We start from the raw sequence: 22,286 nt of genomic DNA on the forward strand, positions 1-22,286 counted from the left end.
GAACATGAAATTCAGTAAATCCTGGGTGATGGAGTGGGTCCGCACCGAGTTGAGTGATAACGCACTGGCCGAACAGATCACCATGGCCGGTCTGGAAGTGGACGCCATCGAGGCGGTGGCCGGTCAGTTCAACAATGTCGTGGTCGGTGAAGTGGTCGAGTGCGCTCAGCACCCGGACGCCGACAAGCTGCGGGTGACCAAGGTCAACGTGGGCGAGAGCGATCTGCTGGACATCGTCTGCGGCGCGCCGAACTGCCGCACCGGCCTCAAGGTCTGCGTGGCCAAAGTGGGTGCGACCCTGCCGGGCGATTTCACCATCAAGAAGGCCAAGCTGCGCGGCCAGCCGTCCCACGGCATGCTCTGCTCCTTCAGCGAGCTGGGTATTGACGTTGAAGCGGACGGCATCATAGAGCTGCCACTTGATGCCCCCATCGGCACCGACATTCGCGACTACCTCAATCTCAATGACGTGGCGATCGACGTGGATCTGACCCCGAACCGGGCCGATTGCCTCGGGATTGCAGGGCTTGCCCGCGAGATCGGCGTGCTCAACAGCGTCGACGTGGTCGAGCCGAGCTGGACTCCGGCGCCTGCCACCATAGACGCCAGCTTCCCGATCCGGGTCGATGCGCCGGCAGACTGCCCCCGTTACCTCGGCCGTGTCATCAAGGGGCTGAATCTGCACGCCCAGAGCCCGCTCTGGATGCAAGAGAAGCTGCGCCGTGGCGGCATTCGCTCCATCGATGCCATCGTCGACATCACCAACTTCCTGCTGCTGGAATATGGTCAGCCGATGCATGCCTTCGATCTGGCCAAGCTGGACGGGGAGCTGGTGGTACGTCGTGCCAAGGCCGACGAGCCCATGACCCTGCTGGACGGTAACGAGGTCAAGCTCAAAGAGACCACGCTCGTAATCGCAGATAGCAAAGGCCCCGCCTGCATGGCCGGTATCTTCGGCGGCGAGCGTACCGGCGTGTCCACCGAGACCACAGATGTGCTGCTGGAGTGTGCCTTCTTCGCGCCGCTCTCCATCACCGGCCGCGCCCGTGCCTATGGCCTGCACACCGACTCTTCCCACCGCTTCGAGCGCGGTGTAGATCCACAACTGCAAGCCAAGGTCATGGACCGCGCCACCCGTCTGCTGCTGGACATCTGCGGCGGCGAAGCGGGCCCGGTGGTCGAGGTCAAGTCTGACGCTCATCTGCCGAAGGCTGCCCCCATCAAGCTGCGCCGCACCAAGCTCGACAAGGTGATCGGCATCAGCGTGGGCGATGCCCAGGTACTCGAGATCCTGACTCGCCTCGGCATGCAGGTGACGGTAGAAGCCGATGGCTGGACCGCGCTGGCGCCGTCCTGGCGTTTCGACATCGCCATCGAGGAAGACCTCATCGAGGAAGTGGCCCGTATCTACGGCTACAACAACATCCCGAACCTGAAACCGGCGGCCTCTCTGGCCATGGTCGAGCAGGCGGAAGGTCAGGTGACCCTCAAGCGGGTGCGCGACTTGCTGGTGGACCGTGGCTTCCAGGAAGCCATCACCTACAGCTTCGTGGATCCCAAGGCCCAGCAGACCCTGTTCCCGCAGAGCGACGCCATAGTGCTGCCGAACCCCATCTCGGTCGAGATGTCCGCCATGCGCGTCTCCCTGTTCCCGGGGCTGGTGCAGGCGGTGGTCTACAACCAGAACCGTCAGCAAGGTCGTGTGCGTCTGTTCGAGCAGGGCCTGCGCTTCATCAAAGACGAGAGCGCCGAGAACGGCATCCGTCAGGAGCCCATGCTGGCCGGCATCATCACCGGCAACCAGAGCGATGAGCACTGGGACATCAAGAGCCGTGGCAGCGACTTCTTTGATTTGAAAGGGGATCTGGAAGCCGTGCTGGATCTCACCGCCGAAGGGGCAACCTTCAGCTTCGAGCGCACCGAGCACAGTGCCCTGCACCCGGGCCAGAGCGCGGTCATCCTGCGCAACGGCGCCGTGATCGGCCATATCGGCGTGATCCACCCGAGCCTCGAGAAGAAGCTGGGTCTCAAGACCCGTGCCATCATGTTCGAGCTGGAGTTGAACAAGCTGATCCCCGCCAAGGTGCCGGTTGCGGCCGAAGTTTCCCGCTTCCCGGCCAACCGCCGCGACATCGCCGTGGTGGTTGACCACCAGGTTCTGGCCGGTGATGTGCTCGCAGTAATTAAAAAAGTTGGCGGAAATCAGTTAGTTGGAATAAACTTGTTCGACGTATACCAGGGTGCTGGTATGGCAGAGGACAAGAAGAGCCTGGCCATCAGTCTAGTTTTACAAGACAACCAGCGCACCCTGGAGGAGAAAGAGATTGCCGAGACCGTAGACAATGTCGTGCGGGCCCTCGGTGAAGAGTTGAATGCATCCTTGAGGGATTGATCTATGGCGCTTACCAAAGCCGACATTGCAGAGCACCTGTTCACCCAACTCGGGATGAGCAAGCGTGAAGCCAAAGATATGGTGGAAGCCTTCTTTGAGGAAATCAGACAGGCGCTTGAGCGCGGTGAACAAGTCAAGATTTCAGGCTTCGGTAACTTCGATCTTCGCGAGAAGAACCAGCGTCCCGGACGTAACCCCAAGACGGGCGAGGATATTCCCATCAGCGCCCGGCGGGTGGTGACCTTCCGGCCTGGCCAGAAGCTCAAGGCCAGGGTAGAAAATGTTGAACCCAACGAGTAATAGAAAGCCAGGCAACCGCCTGGCTTTTGCGTTTCGATGAGAAAAATACTCCTCCTGTTGGGTGCGCTGCTGGCCTTGCCACTGCGCGCCGCCGTGCTTCCCCTGTCGTCTGAGACCCAGGCGTATGTCGATTCACTCAGCGAACTGACCTTCTGCTATCCCGCCCTGCAGCGCCCTCCCTATCTGGAAAAACAGGGGGGATTGCTCATCGATCAGATGAAGCGGCTGGCACAGCAACTGCCGGTACCCCTGCGCTTCGAGAAGCTGCCCAACTGGTCGGCGGTGGAGCAGGGGCTGCTCGACGGGCGTTGCGATCTCATCCCCCATGTCGGCCCCTCCTTGCAGACGCTGCCGGGCATGGCGCTGAGCCGGGCCATGCTGGAAGCGGAGTCCGCCATCCTCTATCAGGGGGAGCTCGAGCACGCCACCTTTCTGGTATCGCCCATCTGGCAGGCACAGGAGACCCTCAAGCGGCTCTATCCCCTTTCATCCCAGCAGGAGCTGACCGATGCCGATAACTGGTATGGGGCGCTGATCGCAGGCAGGGGCAGCGCCTATCTGGGGGATTATCTGCAACTGCGCTACCTGATGCGCGAATACCCGGACGAGGGGCTACGCCTGCGGCGCCTGCGCAGCGACGATCTGGTGATCGGCTACCGGCTGATGATGCGCGATCGACCCGAGTTGCAGCAACTGCTGGACACGGCGATCCGTTTCCTGCCGCCGGGCAGTCTCTATCGGGATCTGGGGCGCTATCTGCCCCAGAGCGAGCAGGACATCAATCCGCTGCACTTCAACGACAAGGAGCAGGCCTGGCTTATCGGCAACGCCCGCACCATCAAGCTGGTGGCGGATCCCGGGTTCATGCCCTACAGCGGCGTCAATCAGCAAGGAGATCTCGTCGGCTGGAGCGGCGACGTGCTGCGGCGGGTGAGCCGGCAGACCGGGCTGGATTTCGAGCTCATTCCGGTGGCCAGCAAGGAGGAGGCGCTGGCCAAGCTGCGCAGCGGGGAGGCTGTCATGATGGCCGGCCTGCTGGAGTCTCCGGCGCTGGAGGCGGAGTTCGACTTCACCCGTACCGTGGCCATGAGTCGTTACGCCCTGATCAGCCGCAAGCGCATCGCTCATCAGTCCCTTGCCGAGGTCAAGGGCAAGGTGGTGGTGCCCAAGATGCTGTATGACACCAGCCTGCTCGCCCTCTTCGGGCAACATGAATGGGTGGAGGCCGACGATCTGGTGCAGGGGCTGGCGGCGGTGCAGGACGGCAAGGCGGAGGCCATGCTGGCCGAGCTCTATCAGTTGCAGTATCCGCTGCGCAACAACCAGCTGAGCGAGCTGACCATCAAGGAGCTGCCCCAGACCTTCGGGCTGGGGTTTGCCATCCGATCTGATCAACCCAGGCTGGCGGGGGTGATCGAGCAGAGCCTGATGACCATCAACGATCGGCAGGTGGATGAACTGGTCCAACGTTGGCGCCGGCTGATCCTCACCCAGCAGGAGGGGGTCAGTTACGGCTTCTGGCTCGGCTCGGTGTTGCTGGCGCTGCTGGTCAGCGCGGCCGTGATCTGGTCGGTCTGGCGCTCCCGTCAGCAACTGGCCCAGGAGGCAAGGGAGCGGCGCAAGGCCGAACAGGCGCTGGCGCTGGAGAGCAAGTTCCGGGAGTCCCTGTTCCAGGCGCTGCCCGTGCCGGTGTTCCTGCGCAATGCGCAGGGGGAAATCATCAAGCGCAACAAGCGGGCCAAGCGGCTGGAGGCGCGCTACTCCGCCGCCCTGGTCCTGCCTGCGCCCCAGTTGCAAGGGGCGGAAGGGGAGTTTGCCCTGCGCGAGCAGATCTTCTCCTATGCCCAGATCCCGCTGCGGTTGGGGGAGCAGGCACCGGCCGGCGATCTCATCGCCCTGTCCGACATCAGCGCCCTGCGCGAACGCACCCGCTTGCTGCGCCAGGCGGAGCGCCGTCTGCGCGCCCTCACCAATACGGTGCCCGGGGTGGTGCTCCAGTTCACCCTGCACAGGGGCGCCATCTCCCGGGTGGAGTTTGTCAGTCGCGGCAGCTATGAGCTGCTGGGGCTGGCCAGCCAGCAGATCCGGCTCAATCCCAACGAGACCCTCACCCGGCTGGCACACCAGGACAGGCGGGAGATGCGGGCGCCCATGCTGACCATGTTGCAGATGGGGCGCCCCTTTGCCCATCTGCTGCGCTATCGCCATCCGACCAAGGGCACCTGCTGGCTGCAGTTCTCCGGTCGGGGCCGTCGTCAGGGGGAGGGATGGCGCATCTATGGGGTGGTACAGGATGTGACCATCCGGGTCGAGCAGGAGAAGGCGCTGCAGATTTCACACGAGCAGGCCCAGCAGGCCGTGCTCGCCAAGGGACGCTTCCTCGCTGCCGTGAGCCACGAGATCCGCACCCCCATGAACGCCATTCTGGGGTTGCTGGAGTGGCTCGATCAGACCGAACTCTCGCCGGAGCAGGCATCGGCGCTGACCCACGTCAGGCAAGCGGGTAACGAGTTGCTGGGGCTGCTCAACGACGTGCTCGATTTTAGCCGCAACGAGACGCGCCAGCTGCGGCTCTCGCCCCAGCCAACCGATCTGGTGGAGCTGTGCGAGCACGTGGCGGCGGTGCACTGGTCCAAGGCGCGCTCCAAGGGGTTGCAACTGCGCCTCGCACTCGATCCCGCGCTGCCGGCACTGATGGAGCTCGATCCCCATCGAGTGCAGCAGGTGCTGCATAACCTGATTTCCAATGCCATCAAGTTCAGCTCGGTTGGCGAGGTGGTGATATGGGCGCGGCGCCAGGGAGAGTGGATCGCGTGCGGGGTGGATGACGAGGGGCCCGGCATCAGTGCCGAGTTGTTGCCCCGGTTGTTCCTGCCCTTCGAACAGGGGGAGGCGCCGGGTCAGACGAGGGCGCAGGGCACCGGGCTCGGGCTTGCCATCTGCCGTCAGCTGATGGAGCAGATGGGAGGCACCATCGGGGTCGAGTCACTGGCCCATGGCGGCAGCCGCTTCCGCTGCACCTTGCCCCTGCGCCCCCTGCAGGAGGGATCTCCCTGGCAGCCAAGGGTGCGCGAGATCTGCCTGCAACTGGTGGGTGAGGAGCTTGACTACATGCGCAGCTGGCTGCGCGAGGTAGGGGTGACGGAAACACCGACCGGGCCCTGCCTGAGCGCCACGGTGGATGAGCGGGGCCTGCGCCACTGGTACTGGCAGGACGAACCCTGGATCCCGGGCTCCGTGGTCACCCTGTTGCAACCCAGGCTCAGCCAGGGGCCCGAGGAGATGACCAGCCTGCCGGGTGCAGGCATGCGCGTCTTGCTGGTGGAAGATCACGAGGTGAATCGGGTATTGATCAGCATGCAGCTCAGTCAGCTGGGCGCCCGGGTGCTGAGCGCCGCCAACGGTCGTCTGGCGCTCGAGATCCTGCAGCACGAGTCGGTCGATCTGGTGCTGACCGACCTGCAGATGCCGGTAATGGACGGCGCCGAGCTGTGCAAGCAGTTGCGGGGCTCTGCGGCCTGGCAGCATCTGCCGGTCTATGTGATCACCGCCGACTTGAGCGAGCAGGCGGCAGAGCGGCTGGCCGACTGCGGTTGTCACGGTCATCTGGACAAGCCGGTCCTGTTGAATGATCTGGCCATCTTGCTGCGTAGCGTCTCCGGCCAGGGGGGAGAGCTTGCGATCGCGCAGGAGGAAGATGCCGTAGGCCGGTCCGATAGCACGTTGATCCCGCTCAGCCCCGAGCTTGTCAGCCTCTATCTGGCATCGACCAGGCAGGATTTGGCCGACATTGAGCGCTGTGTCACACAAGGGGATGGGACAGCCCTCAAGACGGCTTTACACAAGATGAAGGGGGCCGCCAAAATGGTGGGGGCCAGCCAGCTGGTACAGGTCATCGAAACCTGGCAGCAGGATCCTGAACACCCCTTGATTGAGCCGCTGACAGAGGCCGTGGATGAGGTCTGTCGGCAACTGAACAAGAGAACATGAGATGATCATCACAGAGGAAGAGTTGTTAGCGCTGCTGGAGGAGGACGTGAGCCTGGAGTCCCTGTTCCACCCTGTCAGCATCTATGCCCTGGATGCGGTCTCCTATCAGGCGGTAAAAGCGGTGGGAGTACCTGCCTATGCCAGCTTGCATCGCACTCAACCCGATGCCGACTGGCGCTGGGAAGGGGGATTCACCGCCAGTGACATCGCCCTGTTCGATCCGGCGGCCCATGTGGGAAAGGCCTATGCCGAGCAGTTGATGACCCCGGGACGGGGGATCTTCCAGATGACGGACCCCTGGCTTGCGGGACTGCAGGAGCGAGAGCAGCGCTGGCGCACTTGGCTGGCGGGATTGCGGGTGCTGTTACTGGAGGATCACCCCTTCCAGGGCGCCTGCATTGCGCAGGAGGTTCAAGGGCTGGGTTTGCCCTGCCACTGGGTACAGAATGGTGACGCCTGCCTCCAGGCCCTGGAAGGGGGCGAGGTGGGGCTGCTGATTTGCGATCTCAGCCTGGCGGAACAGGATGCCATCAGCTTGCTGATGGGCCACCCCCAGTCCTGCCGCAATGGTCTGCCCATCATTTTGCTCTCCGCCCACGATCAGACTCTGATCGACGGTGCCCGTCGCCTGCTGCACGATGCCGGTTTCAATGTGCTGGCGGCACTGGCCAAGCCGCTCAAGAACAACGATCTGCTGCGTCTGCTCAAGGCGCTGTATCTGGGGCCACAATACCCGCTGAGGCTCGGCGGCTTGAAGCGGACCATCCGCAGCTGGCAGGGGGATCCCCTCGGCCAGTTCGGCTTGCTGGCGGATGCCGCCTCATCGAATTTGCCCATCTGGCTGGCTGTGAGCGGGCTGCCTCCCTACTGGGATAAGCTCAAGGCGTGGCTGGAGCAGCACGGCCGGCAGGCGGTCGAGTTGACCCTGGTGGTTCACAAGCGGGATCAGGTGCTGAGTCAGGCGGATCGCTTCGCCTTGGCGTTGCAGGCGAGCATGGCGGGGGGACGCCTGGCGCTGCTGCTCGACAACGCCCAGCATCTGCCATTCGATGAGCTGGAGCGGTTGCCGTTCCAGTACCTGTTGCTGGGACAGCAACTGTTGCAGGAGCTGGAGGCGATGGCGGTGGACTCCCTGCTTGGCCGCTTCATCGGCCGTGCCAGAGAGTTAGGCATCGCCCTCTATCTTGACGATCCCTTCAACGTGCAGGATGTCGCCCTCTGGCAGGATCGCGGCATCTCGGGGCGCTGGTGACGCGCTATCTGTGCTGGCCGGCCGACGAGGCGCGTCTGCGCGCGGGGCTGGCGGGCTGGCTGCATCCCGCCGGCCGGAGCGCGCTGCCCATCATGATGGTGGTGGGTGGGCGAGATTGCTGGTTGCGGGAGCTGGCGGGCTACGACAGCGCCCTGCTTGAGACTGCCTACGCCGCCCAGAGCGAGCAGAGTATTTATCTGCGCTTCATGCGCCCCAAATTGCCCCCCAGTGCCGAGCAGGTCGCCTTTTTTATCGATTATCCTCGTGCTCCCCAGATTGGCCTGCTACTGACCGATGCGGACGGCGTGCCTCTGGCCATGGCCCAGTCCATCCAACGCCGGTTGCACCCGGATCGGGCCGAGTTCTCCTGCATAGTCGCAGACCACTTTCAGCATCGCGGGGCCGGGCGGCGCATCTTGCTGGCGCTGGCCCTGCTGGCGCGGGCGGAGGGGATCCGGGAGTGGACGGCGGAGGTGCTGAGCCAGAATCGCCCCATGCTGGCCCTGCTCAAGGGGTTGGGGTTGCCGCTGACCCTGGTGACGGGGCGGGAGATGATATTCGTCAGGCTGGACTTGAGCGTGCTCGACGGCCTGGATCAGGATCGCTCATAAGACCAAGGGCGAATGTGCCTGCTTCGCCCCCTGTGCTAAGGTCAGGCTGTCATTCGTCGGAGGAAATCCACCATGGTGCAGTCAGCCAAACATATCGTGATCCTCACCGGTGCCGGCATCTCGGCAGAGTCCGGCATCAAGACATTTCGGGCCAGCGACGGCCTGTGGGAAGAGCACAGGGTTGAGGATGTGGCGACGCCGGAGGGCTATGCCCGGGACCCCGTGCTGGTGCAGCGCTTCTACAACGCGCGCCGTGAACAACTGCAAAGAGCCGAGATCCACCCCAATCCGGCCCACTACGCTCTGGCCAGGCTGGAGCGTTTGTTGCCGGGGCGGGTGACCCTGGTGACCCAGAACATCGACAACCTGCACGCCGAGGCGGGCAGCAAGAGCCTGATCCACATGCACGGGGAGCTGCTCAAGGCACGCTGTCCTGTGTCGGGCCAGGTGATCGAGTGGCGCGGCGATCTGCATCAGGATGAGCTCTGCTCTTGCTGTCAGCTACCCCAGCCGCTGCGACCTCATGTGGTCTGGTTTGGCGAGATGCCGCTCGGGCTGGACAGGATCTATAGCGCCTTGGCGCAATGCGATCTCTTCATCTCCATCGGCACCTCCGGGGCCGTCTATCCAGCGGCTGGCTTCGTGCACGAGGCCGGTCTCAACGGTGCCCACACCATAGAGCTCAATCTGGAACCGAGCGAGGTGGGCAGCCAGTTTGACGAGAAGCGCTACGGTCCGGCGTCCGTGCTGGTACCGGCCTTCGTGGATGAGCTGCTGCTGCAGCTGGGCGTGCATCAGCCCAAGGCCATCCCGGGGCACAACTGGATGGAGATGCGCGGCCAATAACTATTGCGTAACAACACAGTTGCAATGGGTTAATGAAGTCGCCACACTGGCCCATAAAATCCCGAATGCAGCTGGCGCGACCCAAGATGCGTATCTCCAAGCACTGGTTTTCTTGTTTATTGCTGGCGCTGATCACCTTCGGCGCCCAGGCCTATTCCCCCCTGCTGCAGCTGGTGCTGGCTGACAAGCGGGTCGTCAATCTGGATGAGGCGGCGCTGGCCGCCTTGCCCCAGACCGAGTTCAAGACCCAGACTCCCTGGACCACGGGCACCCACAGTTACCGTGGCCCGACCCTGGCATCCGTGCTGGCGGCGCAGGGGGTCGAGCACGCGAGTCTTATCGAGGCCTCTGCCCTCAACGGCTATCAACAGCAGCTGGATCTCTCCCTGTTCGAGCAGGTGCCGCTGGCGCTGGTGCGTTATCAGGATGACAAGCCGCTGACGCGCCGCAACAAGGGGCCGCTCTGGCTGTTGATGCCCTTCTCGGCATATCCCGAGCTGGATGTGCCCACCATTCACAGCGGCATGGTGTGGCAGGTGATCCGCATCGAGGTCATCAAGTGACCCGTCGTCAACGCCACAATCTGCTGCTCGCCCTCATCTCGCTCTCCTTCCTGTTCTCCTCCGTCTGGGGTCTCTACCTGCAGAGCCGGCACGAACAGCTGGTCGATATCTTCTATCGCAACACCCACTGGAATATCAGCCAGGCCATGCTGGAGTCCCAGCGCTTCCTCTACGATCTGCGACTCTATCGGGTGGGCGAGCTGGACATGGCCACCCTGAGCCTGGATTACGATCTGTTGTGGAACCGGCTGGACATCTTTTTGGTCAGCAGCGAAACCGCCGATGCGCGTGCCCGGCACGGACTGGGGGAGGTGCTGGCCAAGATGTTTTACCAGATAAAACTGCTGGAGCCCCAGATGCAGGCCGGCGCACTGCAGGAGGGGGAGGCGCTGGACCGGATCCAGACCAATCTTGCCGAGCTGACCCGCCAGGTGGAGCAGATCGGGGAGCATATCCTCTCCGGCCAGGAGCGGGAGGCCTCGGTCAACCAGATGCGCCAGAGCCTGTTCTGGCTCCAGATCTGGCAGCTTATCCTGCTGCTGACGGGGGGAATCCTGGTGCTTGCCCTGATTAGGGCGAACCTGCAAAACCGTCGCCTCTCCCTGATCGACCCCATGACGCGGCTGGGTAATCGCCGTGCCCTGCAGGCGCAGTTGAGACAAGCCTTGTTGAAGAGCCCGACCTCAAGCCTGGTGGTGCTGGATCTGAAGCGTTTCAAGCAGGTCAATGATCTGCTCGGCTACCAGGTCGGCGATCGCCTGCTGCAGACGGTTGCCGCCAAGCTGCGGCAGGCCCATCCCGGGCGAGCCTATCGCCTGGGTGGCGATGAATTTGCGGTGTTCCTGGCCGGCGATCAGGCGCAGACAGATGAGCAGATGACCGCCTTGCAAAGCCTGTTGCAGTTCGAGTTTGTGACCCGGGAGAGCAGCTTCGATCTTGCCTGCCGCTTCGGGGTGGCACGGGCCGAGCGGGGGACGGATGGCAATCTGTTGCTGGAGCAGGCCATATTGGCGCTCAATCAGGCCAAGCGGGACAATGCTGCCTTGGTCTGGTTCCAGCCCGGGATGCGAGCCGCCCTGAACGTGCATCAACGCCAGCTGCATCAGCTGCGGGGCTGGCTGGAGGGGGTGGCAACATCCCCACTGGAGGCCGTGCGGGATGAGCTGGAAGACGAGCAGGGTGAGCGGGTCGTGGCCATCAGCCTGCGCTGGCGAGCAGGCCAGGAGTGCGAAATGAGCTGGCTGCAGGCGCATGGCATCCTGGGCCCAGTGGTGGCTCGGCTGCTGGCTGACGCAACCGGTTCGTTACCGCAACTTTTCAGGCTGCAGCAACAGGCGCAATTGGCCCATGTGCTGGCCTATTTGCCTGCACTGCCCGAGGGGAGGTTGATCCTGGCGTTGCCGACCCTGGTGCCGGATGCCGTCTTGCTGGCGCAGGTACGCCAGAGCGGCTGCCTGCTGGCGCTGCGTGAGCTTGGCAGCCAGGCGCCTGAGCTGCTGCAGGCCGGTTGGCCAATTCGCTACTGGCTGCCAGCCCCTTCCGAGTTCGAGGCCTTGCTGCAACCCCTGGCGACCAGGCTGGCATTGCGGCGCCTGGTCAGGACCGCGCCGGCGCAAGGCGAGGTTGGCGTGGCCTGAGTTCGCGCTGTGAATGGAAAAAGAGAAGGGCAGCCAATGGGCTGCCCTTCTCATTATCTCTTGCTCGCGTCGGTTCAGTCGAGCAGGGGAAGGAAGGGAGCGCAGGAGTCTCTGATCACCAGGTCAGGGTCGACGGTGATCATGTGATTATCGATGGTCTCGCCGTTGATCCTGGCCAGCAGGCGGGTGACGGCGAGGCGACCCAGCTCCTCTTTCGGCTGATTGACCGTGGTCAACGGGGGCGACATGTATTGGGCCAGGGCCACGTTGTCGTAGCCGACCAGGGAGAGATCCCGCGGGATGGCGAGGCCTGCGCGGTGCGCTGCGCTGATGACCCCCATGGCCATCATGTCGTTGCACACGAAGAGCGCACTCGGTCGTGTCGGCAGAGCCAGCAGGTGGAGCATGGCGTCGTGACCACTGGCACAGTCGAAATCCCCCTCCAGGATCCAGGACGGGTTGATGGCCAGGCCAGCCTCCCGCATCGCCTGCTCGAAGCCCGCCAGGCGCTGATCGGCAGGGGCCCGGCTCTGGGGGCCCGTGATGCAGCCGATATCGCGGTGACCGAGCTCGATCAGATGGCGGGTGGCAAGATAGCCCCCCTGATGGGAGTTGTCGGCGATGAGATCCACCTCGCGGCTCTCCATGCCCCAGTCCATCACCACCACCGGCAGGCTCTTGAGCCAGTCGAGCTGGTTGAACACCTCCTGTTGCCCCTCGCTGCACATGATGAGCAGGCCATCCACCCGTTTCCTGAGCATCATCTTGAGGTAGGAGAGGGCGGTCTCGGCCTGGCCCTCGGTGTTGCCCAGCATCAGGTTGTAGCCTTGCTCGAAACAGTAACGCTCCACCCCGCGCACCACCTCGGCGAAGAAGGGGTTGCTGGAGGTGGTGACCAGCATGCCGATGCTGTTGGTCTCCTTCACCTTGAGGCTGCGGGCCACCAGACTGGGGGCGTAGTTGAGCGCCTGCATGGCCGCGAACACCCGCTCCCGGGTCTCCTGCGCCACGACGCGGGTCTCGTTGATGACGTGGGACACCGTGGTGGTGGAGACTCCCGCCCGCGCCGCGACCTCCTTGATGTTGGCCATCAGTGTCCCTGCGCGGCTTGCGCGAGCAGGAATGTGTCGACTTCGGCCTTGGCCGGGATGGAGCTCTGGGCACCGAGTCGGGTGACCGACAGCGCCGCCGCCCCGTGAGCGAAGCGCACCGCAGCGTTAAAATCGGCTCCCGCAAGCTCAGCCGCCAGCAGGGCGCCATTGAAAGTGTCCCCTGCGGCAGTGGTATCCACTGCTTCTACCTTAAATCCAGGTGCAAGCATCTGTCGGGAACCGTTGCTGCAATAGACCCCCTGGGAGCCAAGGGTGATCATCACCTCCGCGATGCCCATCTGGTGGAAGCGGGCGGCTGCCTCTGCGGCGCTGGCCTCGTCGGTCACCTTGACCCCGGTCAGCAACTCGGCCTCGGTCTGGTTGGGGGTGATGAGATCCACCAGCGCCAGCAGATCGGCTGACAGCGGTTGGGCGGGCGCCGGATTGAGCACCACCCGGGTGCCCTGGGTGCGAGCCAGCCTGGCGGCTTCGAACACGCTCTCCAGCGGCACCTCCAGCTGCAGCAGCAGGGTATGGGCGTTGGCAATCAGGGTCTCATGGCGCTTGACCATGGCGGGGGAGAGGGCGCCATTGGCTTCGGCGGAGATGCCGATGCTGTTCTCTCCCTCATCGCTCACATAGATGATGGCGATGCCGGTGGGCAGCCGCTCATCCTGCTCCACCGCGCTGACGTCGATGCCGTCCTGGGCAAAACCTGCCTTCATCTGATGGCCGATGGCATCATCGCCGATGCGGGCGATAAAGGAGACGGCCGCACCGAGACGGGCGGCGGCGACCGCCTGGTTCGCCCCCTTGCCACCGGGGACGACCTGGTAGCCGTGGCCGGTCAGGGTTTCACCGGGACGGGGAAAGTGGGGGACGCGCAGCACATGATCCGCATTGACGCTGCCGAGAACTACGAGACGATTCATATCGATCACCCTTGATTGAGAACATCTTGGCTTGAGTGGGCCCAAGCCGAGCGGCTCTGTCGGAACGAGCAAGGGGGAGGCGAACCTCCCCCTGTATCAGACTTATTTGCTGACGATTTGCAGCGGCACCGGGATGGATTGCTCCACCGGTTGGCCCTTGAGCACCTTGTCGGCGGTTTCCACACCGATGGCACCGATCAGGGCAGGCTGTTGGGCCACGGTGGCGGCCAGTTTACCCTTGGCCACCGCCGCCTTGCCATCGTCCGTGCCGTCGAAGCCGACGATCATCACCTCTTTGCCGGCCGCCTGTACGGCGCGGATGGCACCCAGCGCCATCTCGTCGTTCTGGGCGAACACGGCCTGCACTGTCGGGTGGGCGGCCAGCAGGTTCTCCATGACGTTCAGACCCTTGGTGCGATCGAAGTCGGCGGGCTGGGAAGCCAGCACCTGCAGCTTGTTGGCGGCCACCGCCAGGGCGAAGCCCTCACCACGGTCACGGGCGGCGGAGGTGCCGGCGATCCCTTCGAGCTGGATCACCTTGGTGCCGGTCCCCAGCTTCTCGGTGATGAAGTCACCGGCCAGCTTGCCACCGGCCACGTTGTCGGAGGCGATATGGGCCTTGACCTCACCCTGGGCCGCGCCTCTGTCCAGGGTCAGCACCGGAATGTTGGCCTTGTTGGCCAGACGAATGGCGTTGCCCACGGCCTCGGAGTCGGTCGGGTTGATCAGGATGGCGTCGACCTTGCGCACGGTGAGATCTTCCACGTTGGAGAGCTCCTTGGCCGGATCGTTCTGGGAATCCAGCACCACCAGCTCGTAGCCAAGCTCCTTGGCCTTGGCTTCGGCCCCTTCCTTCATGGTGACGAAGAAGGGGTTGTTGAGGGTGGACACCACCATGGCCAGGGTGTGATCGGCAGCCTGGGCAGTGCCCAGCACGGACATGATGGCGGCGGCGAGCAGGGTATTGAGCTTTTTCATCGTTTCATTCCTTGTGTGTGCATTACTTGCTTTTGTTATCGATCATCACGGCGAGCAGGATCACGCTGGCCTTGGCAATCATCTGGTAATAGGACGAGACGTCGAGCAGGTTGAGGGCGTTGTTGAGGAAGCCGATGATGAGTGCCCCGATCAGGGTCCCCATGATGCGGCCCTTGCCCCCCATCAGGCTGGTGCCACCCAGCACCACGGCGGCGATGGCATCCAGCTCGTAGCCCATGCCGGCGGTCGGCTGGGCCGACGACAGGCGGGAGGTGACGATGAGGCCGGCCAGGGCCGATAGCATGCCGCACAGACCGTAGACCGCGAGCTTGACCCGGGCCACGTTGATGCCGGAGAGGCGGGTGGCCGACTCGTTGCCGCCGAGGGCATAGATGTAACGGCCGAGACGGGTGTGATTGAGCAGGTACCAGGCCAGCAGGAAGACGATGGCCATCAGCCAGATGGGCACCGGCAGGCCGAACAGGTAACCGGTACCCAGCCAGGCGAAGTGATCGGCACCGTCGCTGAAGCCGGTGGAGATGGGGCGCCCCTCGGTGTAGACCATGGTCACGCCGCGCAGGGCTGTCATGGTCACCAGGGTGGCGATGAAGGCCTGCACCTTGCCCTTGGCGATGATGAGCCCGCTGACGCCGCCGAGCAGGGCGCCGGCGCCCAGGGTGAGCGGCACCACCAGCCAGATCGGCAGCTCCATGGCCACCATGGTGGCGGCCAAGGCGCCGCACAGGGCCAGCACGGAGCCGACCGAGAGATCAATGCCGGCGGTGAGGATGACCAGCGTCATGCCGACGGCGATGATGGCGTTGACCGAGGTCTGGCGCAGTATGTTGAGCAGGTTGTCGGCGGTGAAGAAGTTCGGGCTCAGGAAGGAGACCACGCCGATCAGCACCAAGAGGGCTACCAGGGATTTGTTCTCGATCCACCAGGCCTTGCTCATGACGCCACGGCGGGGAAGGGTTTGGGTTGTCATTGCTGTGCCTCTTGCTCTGCTTGCCACTGTTTACCGACTGCCGCGGCCATCAGTTTCTCCTGATTGGCGTCACGGGACATGAATTCTGCGCTGATGCGTCCCTCGTGCATCACCAGGATGCGGTCGCTCATGCCGAGCACCTCCGGCATCTCGGAGGAGACCAGGATGATGCTCATCCCCTCCTTCTTGAACTGGTTGATGAGCTGGTAGATCTCTTTTTTTGCCCCCACGTCGACGCCGCGGGTAGGCTCGTCGAGGATCAGCACCTTGGGACGAGTCAACAGTCCCTTGGCGATGGCGACCTTCTGCTGGTTGCCGCCGGAGAGCAGCTTGATCAGCTGTTCGCCGCTCGGGGTCTTGATGTTGAACAGCCGCACGTAGTCGGCCACCGCCTGGCGCTCCGCCTTGCCGTCGATCCGGCCACCCTTGTTGAATTCGTTAAGGGCACAGAGGCTCATGTTCTCCCGCACCGACAGCTCCAGCACCAGGCCATCCCCCTTGCGATCCTCGGAGATGTAGGCGATGCCGGCCTTGAGGCCATCGGCGGGGCTGCGGGGCCGCAGGGCGTGACCATCCACGGCAATCTCACCGGCGCTGATGAGGTTGGCGCCGTAGATGAGCTTCATCAGCTCGGTGCGCCCCGAGCCCATCAGGCCGCTGAAGCCCAGGATCTCTCCCTGGCGCAGGGAGAAGCTCACCCCGCGCACGCCGGGGCCGCTCAGATCTTTCACCTGCAGGCTGACGGGGCCGAGCTCGCGGGCGAGGCGCGGGTACTGCTCCTCCAGCCGGCGGCCGACCATCATCTCGATGATCCTGTCCTCGTCCAGCTCGCTCACCGCCTGCTCGCCAATCCACTTGCCGTCCCGCAGCACGGTGACGCGGTCGCAGATCTGGAAGATCTCCTTCAGGCGATGGGAGATGTAGACGATGCCGCAGCCCTGCTCACGCAGTTCGCGGATGACAACAAACAGCTGCTCGGTCTCGGTGTCGGTCAGCGCATCGGTGGGCTCATCCATGATGATGACGCTGGCATCGAACGACAGCGCCTTGGCGATCTCCACCATCTGCTGTTCACCGATGGAGAGATCCCCGAGCCGGGTGTCCGGGCCATGCTTGACCCCGAGTCGAGCCAGCAGGGTGCCGGCCCGCGCGCGCAACTGCGGGTGATCGATGTTGCCAAAGCGGGTGCGCGGTTCGCGGCCGAGGAAGATGTTGGCGGCAATGGAGAGCTCCGGCAGCAGGTTCAGCTCCTGGTGGATGATGCTGATGCCCTGATCCTGAGAGTCTCGCGGCCCCTTGAAGTGGACCGGCTGGCCGCGATAGCTGACAGCGCCGCTGTCGGCCTGATAGATGCCGGTCAGCACCTTCATCAAGGTGGATTTGCCGGCGCCGTTTTCACCGAGCAGGGCCATTACCTGGCCCGGGTAGACTCGCAGGCCGGCCTCATCGAGGGCGCGCACCCCGGGGAAGGTCTTGACGATCCCGGTGAGCTCCAGAATGGGCGAGGGGAGGGCCTTGGCGTTCCCGGTGAGGTCGGGGGAAGGCGAGGAGAGGGTGCTCATGGCAGTTTCCTTAGGATGGCCTTAAAACGCCACGCCGGCGCAGAGGATGAGGTTGGCGTAGGGCGTCACCTCGCCGGTGCGCACTATGGCCTTGCTCTGCCGGGTACGGCTCTTGAACGTTTCGTGCAGGCAATATTCGACGGCGATGGGCTTGCCCTGATCGAGCGCGTGCGACGCAATCTGATCGAGCAGTGCCTGGTGAGCGAGCGGACTGATCAGCTTGAGCTCGCTCGCCATGATCACCTTCTCCACCACCAGATCGGTAAAGAGTGCGGTCAGCACTGCCTCAAGGCTGGGGGTGCCCGCCATCAGCGCCAGATCGATGCGCTCCGGGCCCGCCGGGATCGGCAGACCGGCATCGCAAACGGTGATCTCGTCGGTGTGACCCATCTGTGCCACCAGGGCACTCAGGGGGGCATTGAGCAGCTTGCCTCGTTTCATACAGCACCTCGGCGGGTGGACCCCGCATCTCTGTTATCCTGCCAGGCAACCGGTTACGCAACCGGTTGCGTCTTGAGGCGAAAGATAGGCGCTAACCGTTAACGGGTCTAGCGACAGATGATGAAAGTGTGAAAACGATCTCAATGCGGGTGGGACAGTGGGGCAAAGCGGGTGCCAGAAGAGCACTGGCACCCGATCATGCGAAAAATTCAGAGGGAGAGGGCCTGCTGCACGGCGGGGCGGGCCAGCATCCGGCGACTGTGCGCCGCCACCTTGGGGAATTCGTCGATAGCGACGCCGTCGTTCGCAAGCCAGCTGGCGACCACGAACAGATAGATGTCGGCCAGGCTGAACTGCTCACCCAGCACCCAGGGGCCGGCAAGGTAGTGGTGCTCTATCTCGGCAAAGCCGTCACGCATGTTTTGCGGCATCTTGGCCTGCATGGCGGCGATGGCCTGTTCGTCGTCGGCCCAGCGACTGGCGCGCCGGCCGTGGGCATGAGAGACGTGCACAGTGGAGGCGAGGAAGCTGTTGACCTCCTGCATGCGGGCCAGCAGGAAGGGATCCTCAAGCGGGGCGAGCCGTGCTGCCGGGAAGCGCTGAGCCACATAGAGCAGCAGGGCCGGGGTTTCGGTCAGCACGCCGCGCTCGGTGACCAGCGCCGGCACTCGCCCCTTGGGGTTGATGGCGAGATAGGCGGGGGAGCGCTGCTCACCGGCGGCGAAGTCGAGCAACTTCAGCTGGTGCGGGGCGTCGGCCTCCACCAGGGCGATGCGGACCGCCATGGCGCAGGTGCCGGGGGCGAGATAGAGCGTCAGGTCAGACATGGCAGATCTCCTTGTGTACGGGTTATGCAGCGAGTCAGGTTTCGCCCGGCGGGTAACCGGGCGAGCCTTCGGCATCCTACCCCCATGTGCCGCCCGGGCCAAGGGAGGCTTGTTCGAGTCGCTGCTGTGGTCGCGTCAGGGCCTCATAGTTGTATGGAAAAACTGAACACCCCTCAGTGAAATCAATGGCTTTCTGAACAGAAGATAACAGGAAAAACGGCTACGCATGCCCGGTCAAATCGCTATAATGTGCCACCTTGGATCAGTCGCTTTCGATGTTGGATAGTCAATTGAGTAATAAAATGCGGATCGGTGGAACCCTCGAACAGTCCCTCAGCCAGGGATACCGTCTGGACCTGCAAGAGGTGTTGAAAGAGGGCTGGCAACAGACCCGCCGCACCGGTTTCGGCCTGGCGCTGGCCATCGGTGGGGTCATGGCGATCTGGATCCTGCTGAGCAACCAGCTGTTGGCGCCCTATGTCAGCCAGGAGGGTGACATGGACATGGCGCTGGTGATCAGCCTGCTCATCACCGTTATCATGTCCCCCATGACCTCCTCCCTCGACATGCTGGGATTGCAGCAATCGGTGGGGGTTCGGGCCCGTCCAAATCAGGTGTTCGACTTCTTCCGCCACTTCCTGCGCCTGGGCAGCCTGAGTCTGCTGGGCAGCCTCATCACCAGTCTGTTTGGCCCGCTGTTCGAGCTGGTGGGGCTGCCGGTGGTGCTGGCCTTCATTCCCTCCGCGCTGGTGGGCATGGGGCTGGTGTTCACCGTGCCGCTGGTGCTGGAGCGCGGCCTGTCGCCCGCCCAGGCCATTCTGGTCTCCCTCAAGCTGTTTGCCCGCGGCTGGCCCAGCATAGTGCTGCTGCATGGCGTCATGATGGCGCTGTTCTTCCTGGCCTTGATCCCCATGGGGTTGGGACTTATCTGGCTGGCCCCCCTCTATTTCAACTGCAAGGGGATCCTCTATCGGGACTTGTGCGGGATCGCCGTCGAGGTGACCGAGGTGGGTGATAACAACCCCGAGGCCGGCCCCGATCATTTCAATGCATGAACCATGCGTGACGCAAAAGGATGGCACATGAAGCGGTTTCGATACGGCGCGGCGGCAAGCTTGCTGATGCTGCCGGCCCTGGTGCTGGCGCAGCCCTCCCTTGAGCTGCAATACGGCACCTTCTACAGCCAGATGAAGACCTTTGCCAAGGGCGAGTTTGGTCAGGCCCGGCTGGGGTTTTATCTGACCGATCCACAAAACGGTCAGCGCTGTACCCTGACCTCGGCGCGGGTGACGACAGCGGAGCGGGAGGTGGCCGCCGAGGTCACCATGGACAGCGAGCTGCGCCTGCCCTATGACGACGATCTCAACCTCGACAAGGCCAGTGTGCTGGTCGAATTGGGGGAGCCCCACGAGCGCTGCGATCTGTCGGTGCAGGTGATGGCGGATGTGCCCAAGGGGGCGCTTGAGGTGAGCGCATTGCAGGCGGGCCAGCAGGACATGCAGAGGCTGTTGGACAAGTTGGCGGGCATGATCGGCAAATACTTCCTGCCCAGCATGGAAGGGGTGCGGATAAGCCTGGCGCAGCCGAGCGGCACCGCCTATCTCATCGACGGCGCCCGCCAGCAGGCCTTGCCCTGGCAAGGGGGCCAACTGCTGCTCGGCAACGAGCAGCTCACCGAGTTTGCTGCGGGTTCATTGCAAGTGCAGGGGGAGATCCTGCGCCTCACGCCCTGGCTGCACAAGGAGTGAGGGCGTCAGACCGATGAATGAAAAAGGAGCGCCGGGCGCTCCTTTTTCATGGTTGCATGATGGGGCTAACGCGGGTTTACCGCACCTCGATCACATCCAGCACGTCCATCTCGTCGATGTTGAGCAGGGGCGCGGTCGGCAGCTCGGGCGGATCGAAGGCCTTGTCACCGCCATCTATGATGCCGGAGTCGCGATTGATGCTCTTGAAGTCAAACAGCTTGTGATCGAGCAGGTGGCTCGGGATCACGTCCTGAATGGCGGTGAACATGGTCTCGATGCGGCCGGGGAAGCGGCGATCCCAATCCTGCATCATCTGCTTGATGGCCTGGCGCTGCAGGTTCTCCTGGGAGCCGCACAGGTTGCAGGGGATGATGGGGAAGGCCTTGACCTCGGCGTAACGCACTAGGTCCTTCTCCTTGCAGTAGGCCAGCGGGCGGATCACCACGTTCTTGCCATCGTCACTCACCAGCTTGGGGGGCATGGACTTGAGCTTGCCGCCGTAGAACATGTTGAGGAACAGGGTCTCAAGAATGTCGTCGCGGTGGTGACCCAGGGCAATCTTGGTGCAACCCAGCTCCAGGGCGCTGCGGTAGAGAATACCGCGACGCAGGCGGGAGCAGAGGGCACAGGTGGTCTTGCCTTCCGGTACCTTGTCCTTGACGATGGAGTAGGTGTCCTCCTCGACGATCTTGAAGTCGATGCCGAGGGTGGCCAGGTACTCTGGCAGCACGTGCTCGGGGAAGCCGGGTTGTTTCTGATCCAAGTTGACGGCCACCAGATCGAAATGGATGGGGGCGCTCGCCTTGAGGCTCATCAGGATGTCGAGCATGGCGAAGCTGTCTTTGCCGCCAGACAGGCACACCATGATCTTGTCACCCTCTTCAATCATGTTGAAGTCGGCGATGGCCTGACCCACGTTGCGCCGCAGGCGTTTCTGCAGCTTGTTGAAACTGTATTTCTCTTTGGCGTTAAGCTCTTCGTGCATGGCCTCAAACCCGGGACAAAAATAAGCGGCTTATTATAGCCATGTCCCGGGGGAGGGCAAGAAACGCTTATGCCGGATGGCGCCTGTCATCCACCGGGCAGCTGTAATCGTCCGGTTTGAGGATCAGGATGTCGCAGTTGAGCCGATCCACCACATGCTCCGCGGTATTGCCGAGCAGGGCGGCGGAGAGGCCGGTGCGACCGACGCAGCCCATGATCATCAGAGTGGCCTTGAGATCGTCCGCCATGTCGGGCAGCACCTCTTCCGGCAACCCTTCGGCGACCCGGGTCCACATATGGCCGATACCGAACTGATCGGCATGCTCGCGCAGCAGATCCTCGTGGTGTTTGCGGATGGCGTCGTTGTAGGCGTTGGGGTCGAACTCGGGCAACTCGATGGCCACATTGACCGGGGTACCCGGGTAGGTGTTGACCAGATAGAGGTTGGAGCCGAGCAAGTCGGCGATGGCTATACCCTCGCGGGTGATGCGCTCGTTGAGCACCTTCTGCTCCAGATCGTCGCTCGAGCAGTTGATGGCGGCGATGGTGTTGCCACCGCGCTGCCAGTGACCCTCCTTGACCAGCAGGACGGGGCAGGGGCACTTGCGCAGCAGGTGCCAGTCGGTCGGGGTGAAAATGAAGGTCTGCAGGAAGGAGTGTTTGTGGGTCGCCTTGACCACCAGATCATGGCGCTGGGTCAGCACCTCCTGGATCACGCACTCGAAGGGACGATTGTGCCAGAGCACCTTGATCTCGCACTCCAGCCCCCTGGCGCGATAGGGCCGCAAGATCTCGTCGAGCCATTCCCGGCGCTGGGAGATGACGCCGTGACGCATCTCTTCGCGCTCATCCACCGACAGCATGGCGGTCATCTCGTACGAGAAGTCGTAGATGGTCAGCAGCAGGGTCAGCTGGGCGCCCTCGTCCAGCTCGGCGACCTTGACCGCGCGTTCGAGCGCGATCTGGCGCTCCTCTTCCGGGTTGATCACCACCAGAATGTTTCGGTACTTGACCATGTTCTCCTCCTTGGCAAAAAGCCAATGATGGCAGTTCTTTAGCTTTTACAGCTTAGTCCAAGGGGGGGCACGAGAAGGTGTGCCGGATCAAATTTCGGGTCAAACCGATCCGGCTGGGGATAAATTGT

At 63.3% G+C, this 22,286-nt stretch carries 19 protein-coding genes; 10 read left to right on the forward strand and 9 right to left on the reverse strand.

Going from position 1 to position 22,286, the window contains the following annotated elements:
* Positions 1-4 precede the first annotated feature (4 nt).
* The 8 genes from pheT (at position 5) to MM194_RS15070 (ending at position 11,591) form a co-directional block, all read left to right on the forward strand.
* Complete coding sequence (gene pheT / locus MM194_RS15035; protein WP_241344009.1) at positions 5-2,392, forward strand: phenylalanine--tRNA ligase subunit beta; 2,388 nt, start codon at positions 5-7, stop codon at positions 2,390-2,392.
* Positions 2,393-2,395: 3 nt separating this feature from the next.
* The gene (ihfA, locus tag MM194_RS15040) at positions 2,396-2,692 is read left to right on the forward strand and encodes an integration host factor subunit alpha (protein WP_005300715.1); all 297 of its coding nucleotides are present in this window, start codon (positions 2,396-2,398) and stop codon (positions 2,690-2,692) included.
* A gap of 36 nt (positions 2,693-2,728) precedes the next feature.
* The gene (locus tag MM194_RS15045; RefSeq protein ID WP_241344010.1) at positions 2,729-6,682 is read left to right on the forward strand and encodes a transporter substrate-binding domain-containing protein; all 3,954 of its coding nucleotides are present in this window, start codon (positions 2,729-2,731) and stop codon (positions 6,680-6,682) included.
* 1 nt (position 6,683) lies between these two features.
* Complete coding sequence (locus MM194_RS15050; RefSeq protein WP_033131841.1) at positions 6,684-7,934, forward strand: response regulator; 1,251 nt, start codon at positions 6,684-6,686, stop codon at positions 7,932-7,934.
* The gene (locus tag MM194_RS15055; RefSeq protein ID WP_033131840.1) at positions 7,931-8,545 is read left to right on the forward strand and encodes a GNAT family N-acetyltransferase; all 615 of its coding nucleotides are present in this window, start codon (positions 7,931-7,933) and stop codon (positions 8,543-8,545) included. Before MM194_RS15050 ends, MM194_RS15055 begins: the two co-directional genes overlap by 4 nt.
* A 72-nt stretch (positions 8,546-8,617) precedes the next feature.
* Positions 8,618-9,391, forward strand: coding sequence for a Sir2 family NAD+-dependent deacetylase (gene cobB, locus MM194_RS15060; RefSeq protein WP_033131839.1), 774 nt, complete (start codon positions 8,618-8,620; stop codon positions 9,389-9,391).
* 86 nt (positions 9,392-9,477) lie between these two features.
* A complete protein-coding gene (locus MM194_RS15065) occupies positions 9,478-9,954 on the forward strand; it encodes a hypothetical protein (protein WP_241344011.1) in 477 nt (158 codons plus the stop codon).
* The gene (locus MM194_RS15070; protein WP_033131838.1) at positions 9,951-11,591 is read left to right on the forward strand and encodes a GGDEF domain-containing protein; all 1,641 of its coding nucleotides are present in this window, start codon (positions 9,951-9,953) and stop codon (positions 11,589-11,591) included. The genes MM194_RS15065 and MM194_RS15070 overlap by 4 nt, the downstream gene beginning before the upstream one ends.
* Before the next feature lie 74 nt (positions 11,592-11,665).
* Here the strand turns inward: MM194_RS15070 and MM194_RS15075 are convergent, their stop codons facing one another.
* The 7 genes from MM194_RS15075 to MM194_RS15105 all read right to left on the reverse strand — a co-directional run bounded on the left by MM194_RS15075 (position 11,666) and on the right by MM194_RS15105 (position 18,410).
* Positions 11,666-12,682: a substrate-binding domain-containing protein gene (locus MM194_RS15075; protein WP_033131837.1), complete on the reverse strand. Its 1,017-nt coding sequence runs from the start codon at positions 12,680-12,682 to the stop codon at positions 11,666-11,668.
* On the reverse strand, positions 12,682-13,614 hold the full coding sequence (gene rbsK / locus MM194_RS15080; RefSeq protein ID WP_241344012.1) for a ribokinase: 933 nt from the start codon (positions 13,612-13,614) through the stop codon (positions 12,682-12,684). The genes MM194_RS15075 and rbsK overlap by 1 nt, the downstream gene beginning before the upstream one ends.
* Positions 13,615-13,716: 102 nt before the next feature.
* Positions 13,717-14,592, reverse strand: a complete 876-nt coding sequence (gene rbsB / locus MM194_RS15085) for a ribose ABC transporter substrate-binding protein RbsB (protein WP_033131835.1) — start codon at positions 14,590-14,592, stop codon at positions 13,717-13,719.
* Positions 14,593-14,614: 22 nt separating this feature from the next.
* Positions 14,615-15,580: a ribose ABC transporter permease gene (gene rbsC / locus MM194_RS15090; protein ID WP_241344013.1), complete on the reverse strand. Its 966-nt coding sequence runs from the start codon at positions 15,578-15,580 to the stop codon at positions 14,615-14,617.
* A complete protein-coding gene (gene rbsA, locus MM194_RS15095) occupies positions 15,577-17,142 on the reverse strand; it encodes a ribose ABC transporter ATP-binding protein RbsA (protein ID WP_052101157.1) in 1,566 nt (521 codons plus the stop codon). Before rbsA ends, rbsC begins: the two co-directional genes overlap by 4 nt.
* 21 nt (positions 17,143-17,163) lie before the next feature.
* Entirely contained in the window at positions 17,164-17,583 is a 420-nt protein-coding gene (gene rbsD / locus MM194_RS15100; RefSeq protein ID WP_033131834.1) for a D-ribose pyranase, read from the reverse strand.
* Between the two features lie 209 nt (positions 17,584-17,792).
* Complete coding sequence (locus MM194_RS15105) at positions 17,793-18,410, reverse strand: glutathione S-transferase family protein (RefSeq protein WP_033131833.1); 618 nt, start codon at positions 18,408-18,410, stop codon at positions 17,793-17,795.
* Between the two features lie 302 nt (positions 18,411-18,712).
* Here MM194_RS15105 and MM194_RS15110 point away from each other — a divergent pair, with 302 nt between their 5' ends.
* Together MM194_RS15110 and MM194_RS15115 are read left to right on the forward strand one after the other, a co-directional pair.
* Positions 18,713-19,465, forward strand: coding sequence for a hypothetical protein (locus MM194_RS15110; protein WP_241344014.1), 753 nt, complete (start codon positions 18,713-18,715; stop codon positions 19,463-19,465).
* 27 nt (positions 19,466-19,492) lie between these two features.
* Positions 19,493-20,158, forward strand: coding sequence for a DUF2987 domain-containing protein (locus MM194_RS15115; RefSeq protein ID WP_241344015.1), 666 nt, complete (start codon positions 19,493-19,495; stop codon positions 20,156-20,158).
* Positions 20,159-20,234: 76 nt separating this feature from the next.
* On the opposite strand, the gene ttcA is transcribed toward MM194_RS15115, so the two are convergent.
* Together ttcA and uspE are read right to left on the reverse strand one after the other, a co-directional pair.
* On the reverse strand, positions 20,235-21,143 hold the full coding sequence (ttcA, locus tag MM194_RS15120; RefSeq protein ID WP_033131830.1) for a tRNA 2-thiocytidine(32) synthetase TtcA: 909 nt from the start codon (positions 21,141-21,143) through the stop codon (positions 20,235-20,237).
* A 67-nt stretch (positions 21,144-21,210) separates the two neighbouring features.
* A complete protein-coding gene (gene uspE, locus MM194_RS15125) occupies positions 21,211-22,158 on the reverse strand; it encodes a universal stress protein UspE (RefSeq protein WP_241344016.1) in 948 nt (315 codons plus the stop codon).
* Between the last annotated feature and the right edge of the window lie 128 nt (positions 22,159-22,286).

The organism is Aeromonas sp. MR16 (genome assembly GCF_022549315.1).
Classification (GTDB): domain Bacteria; phylum Pseudomonadota; class Gammaproteobacteria; order Enterobacterales; family Aeromonadaceae; genus Aeromonas; species Aeromonas aquatica.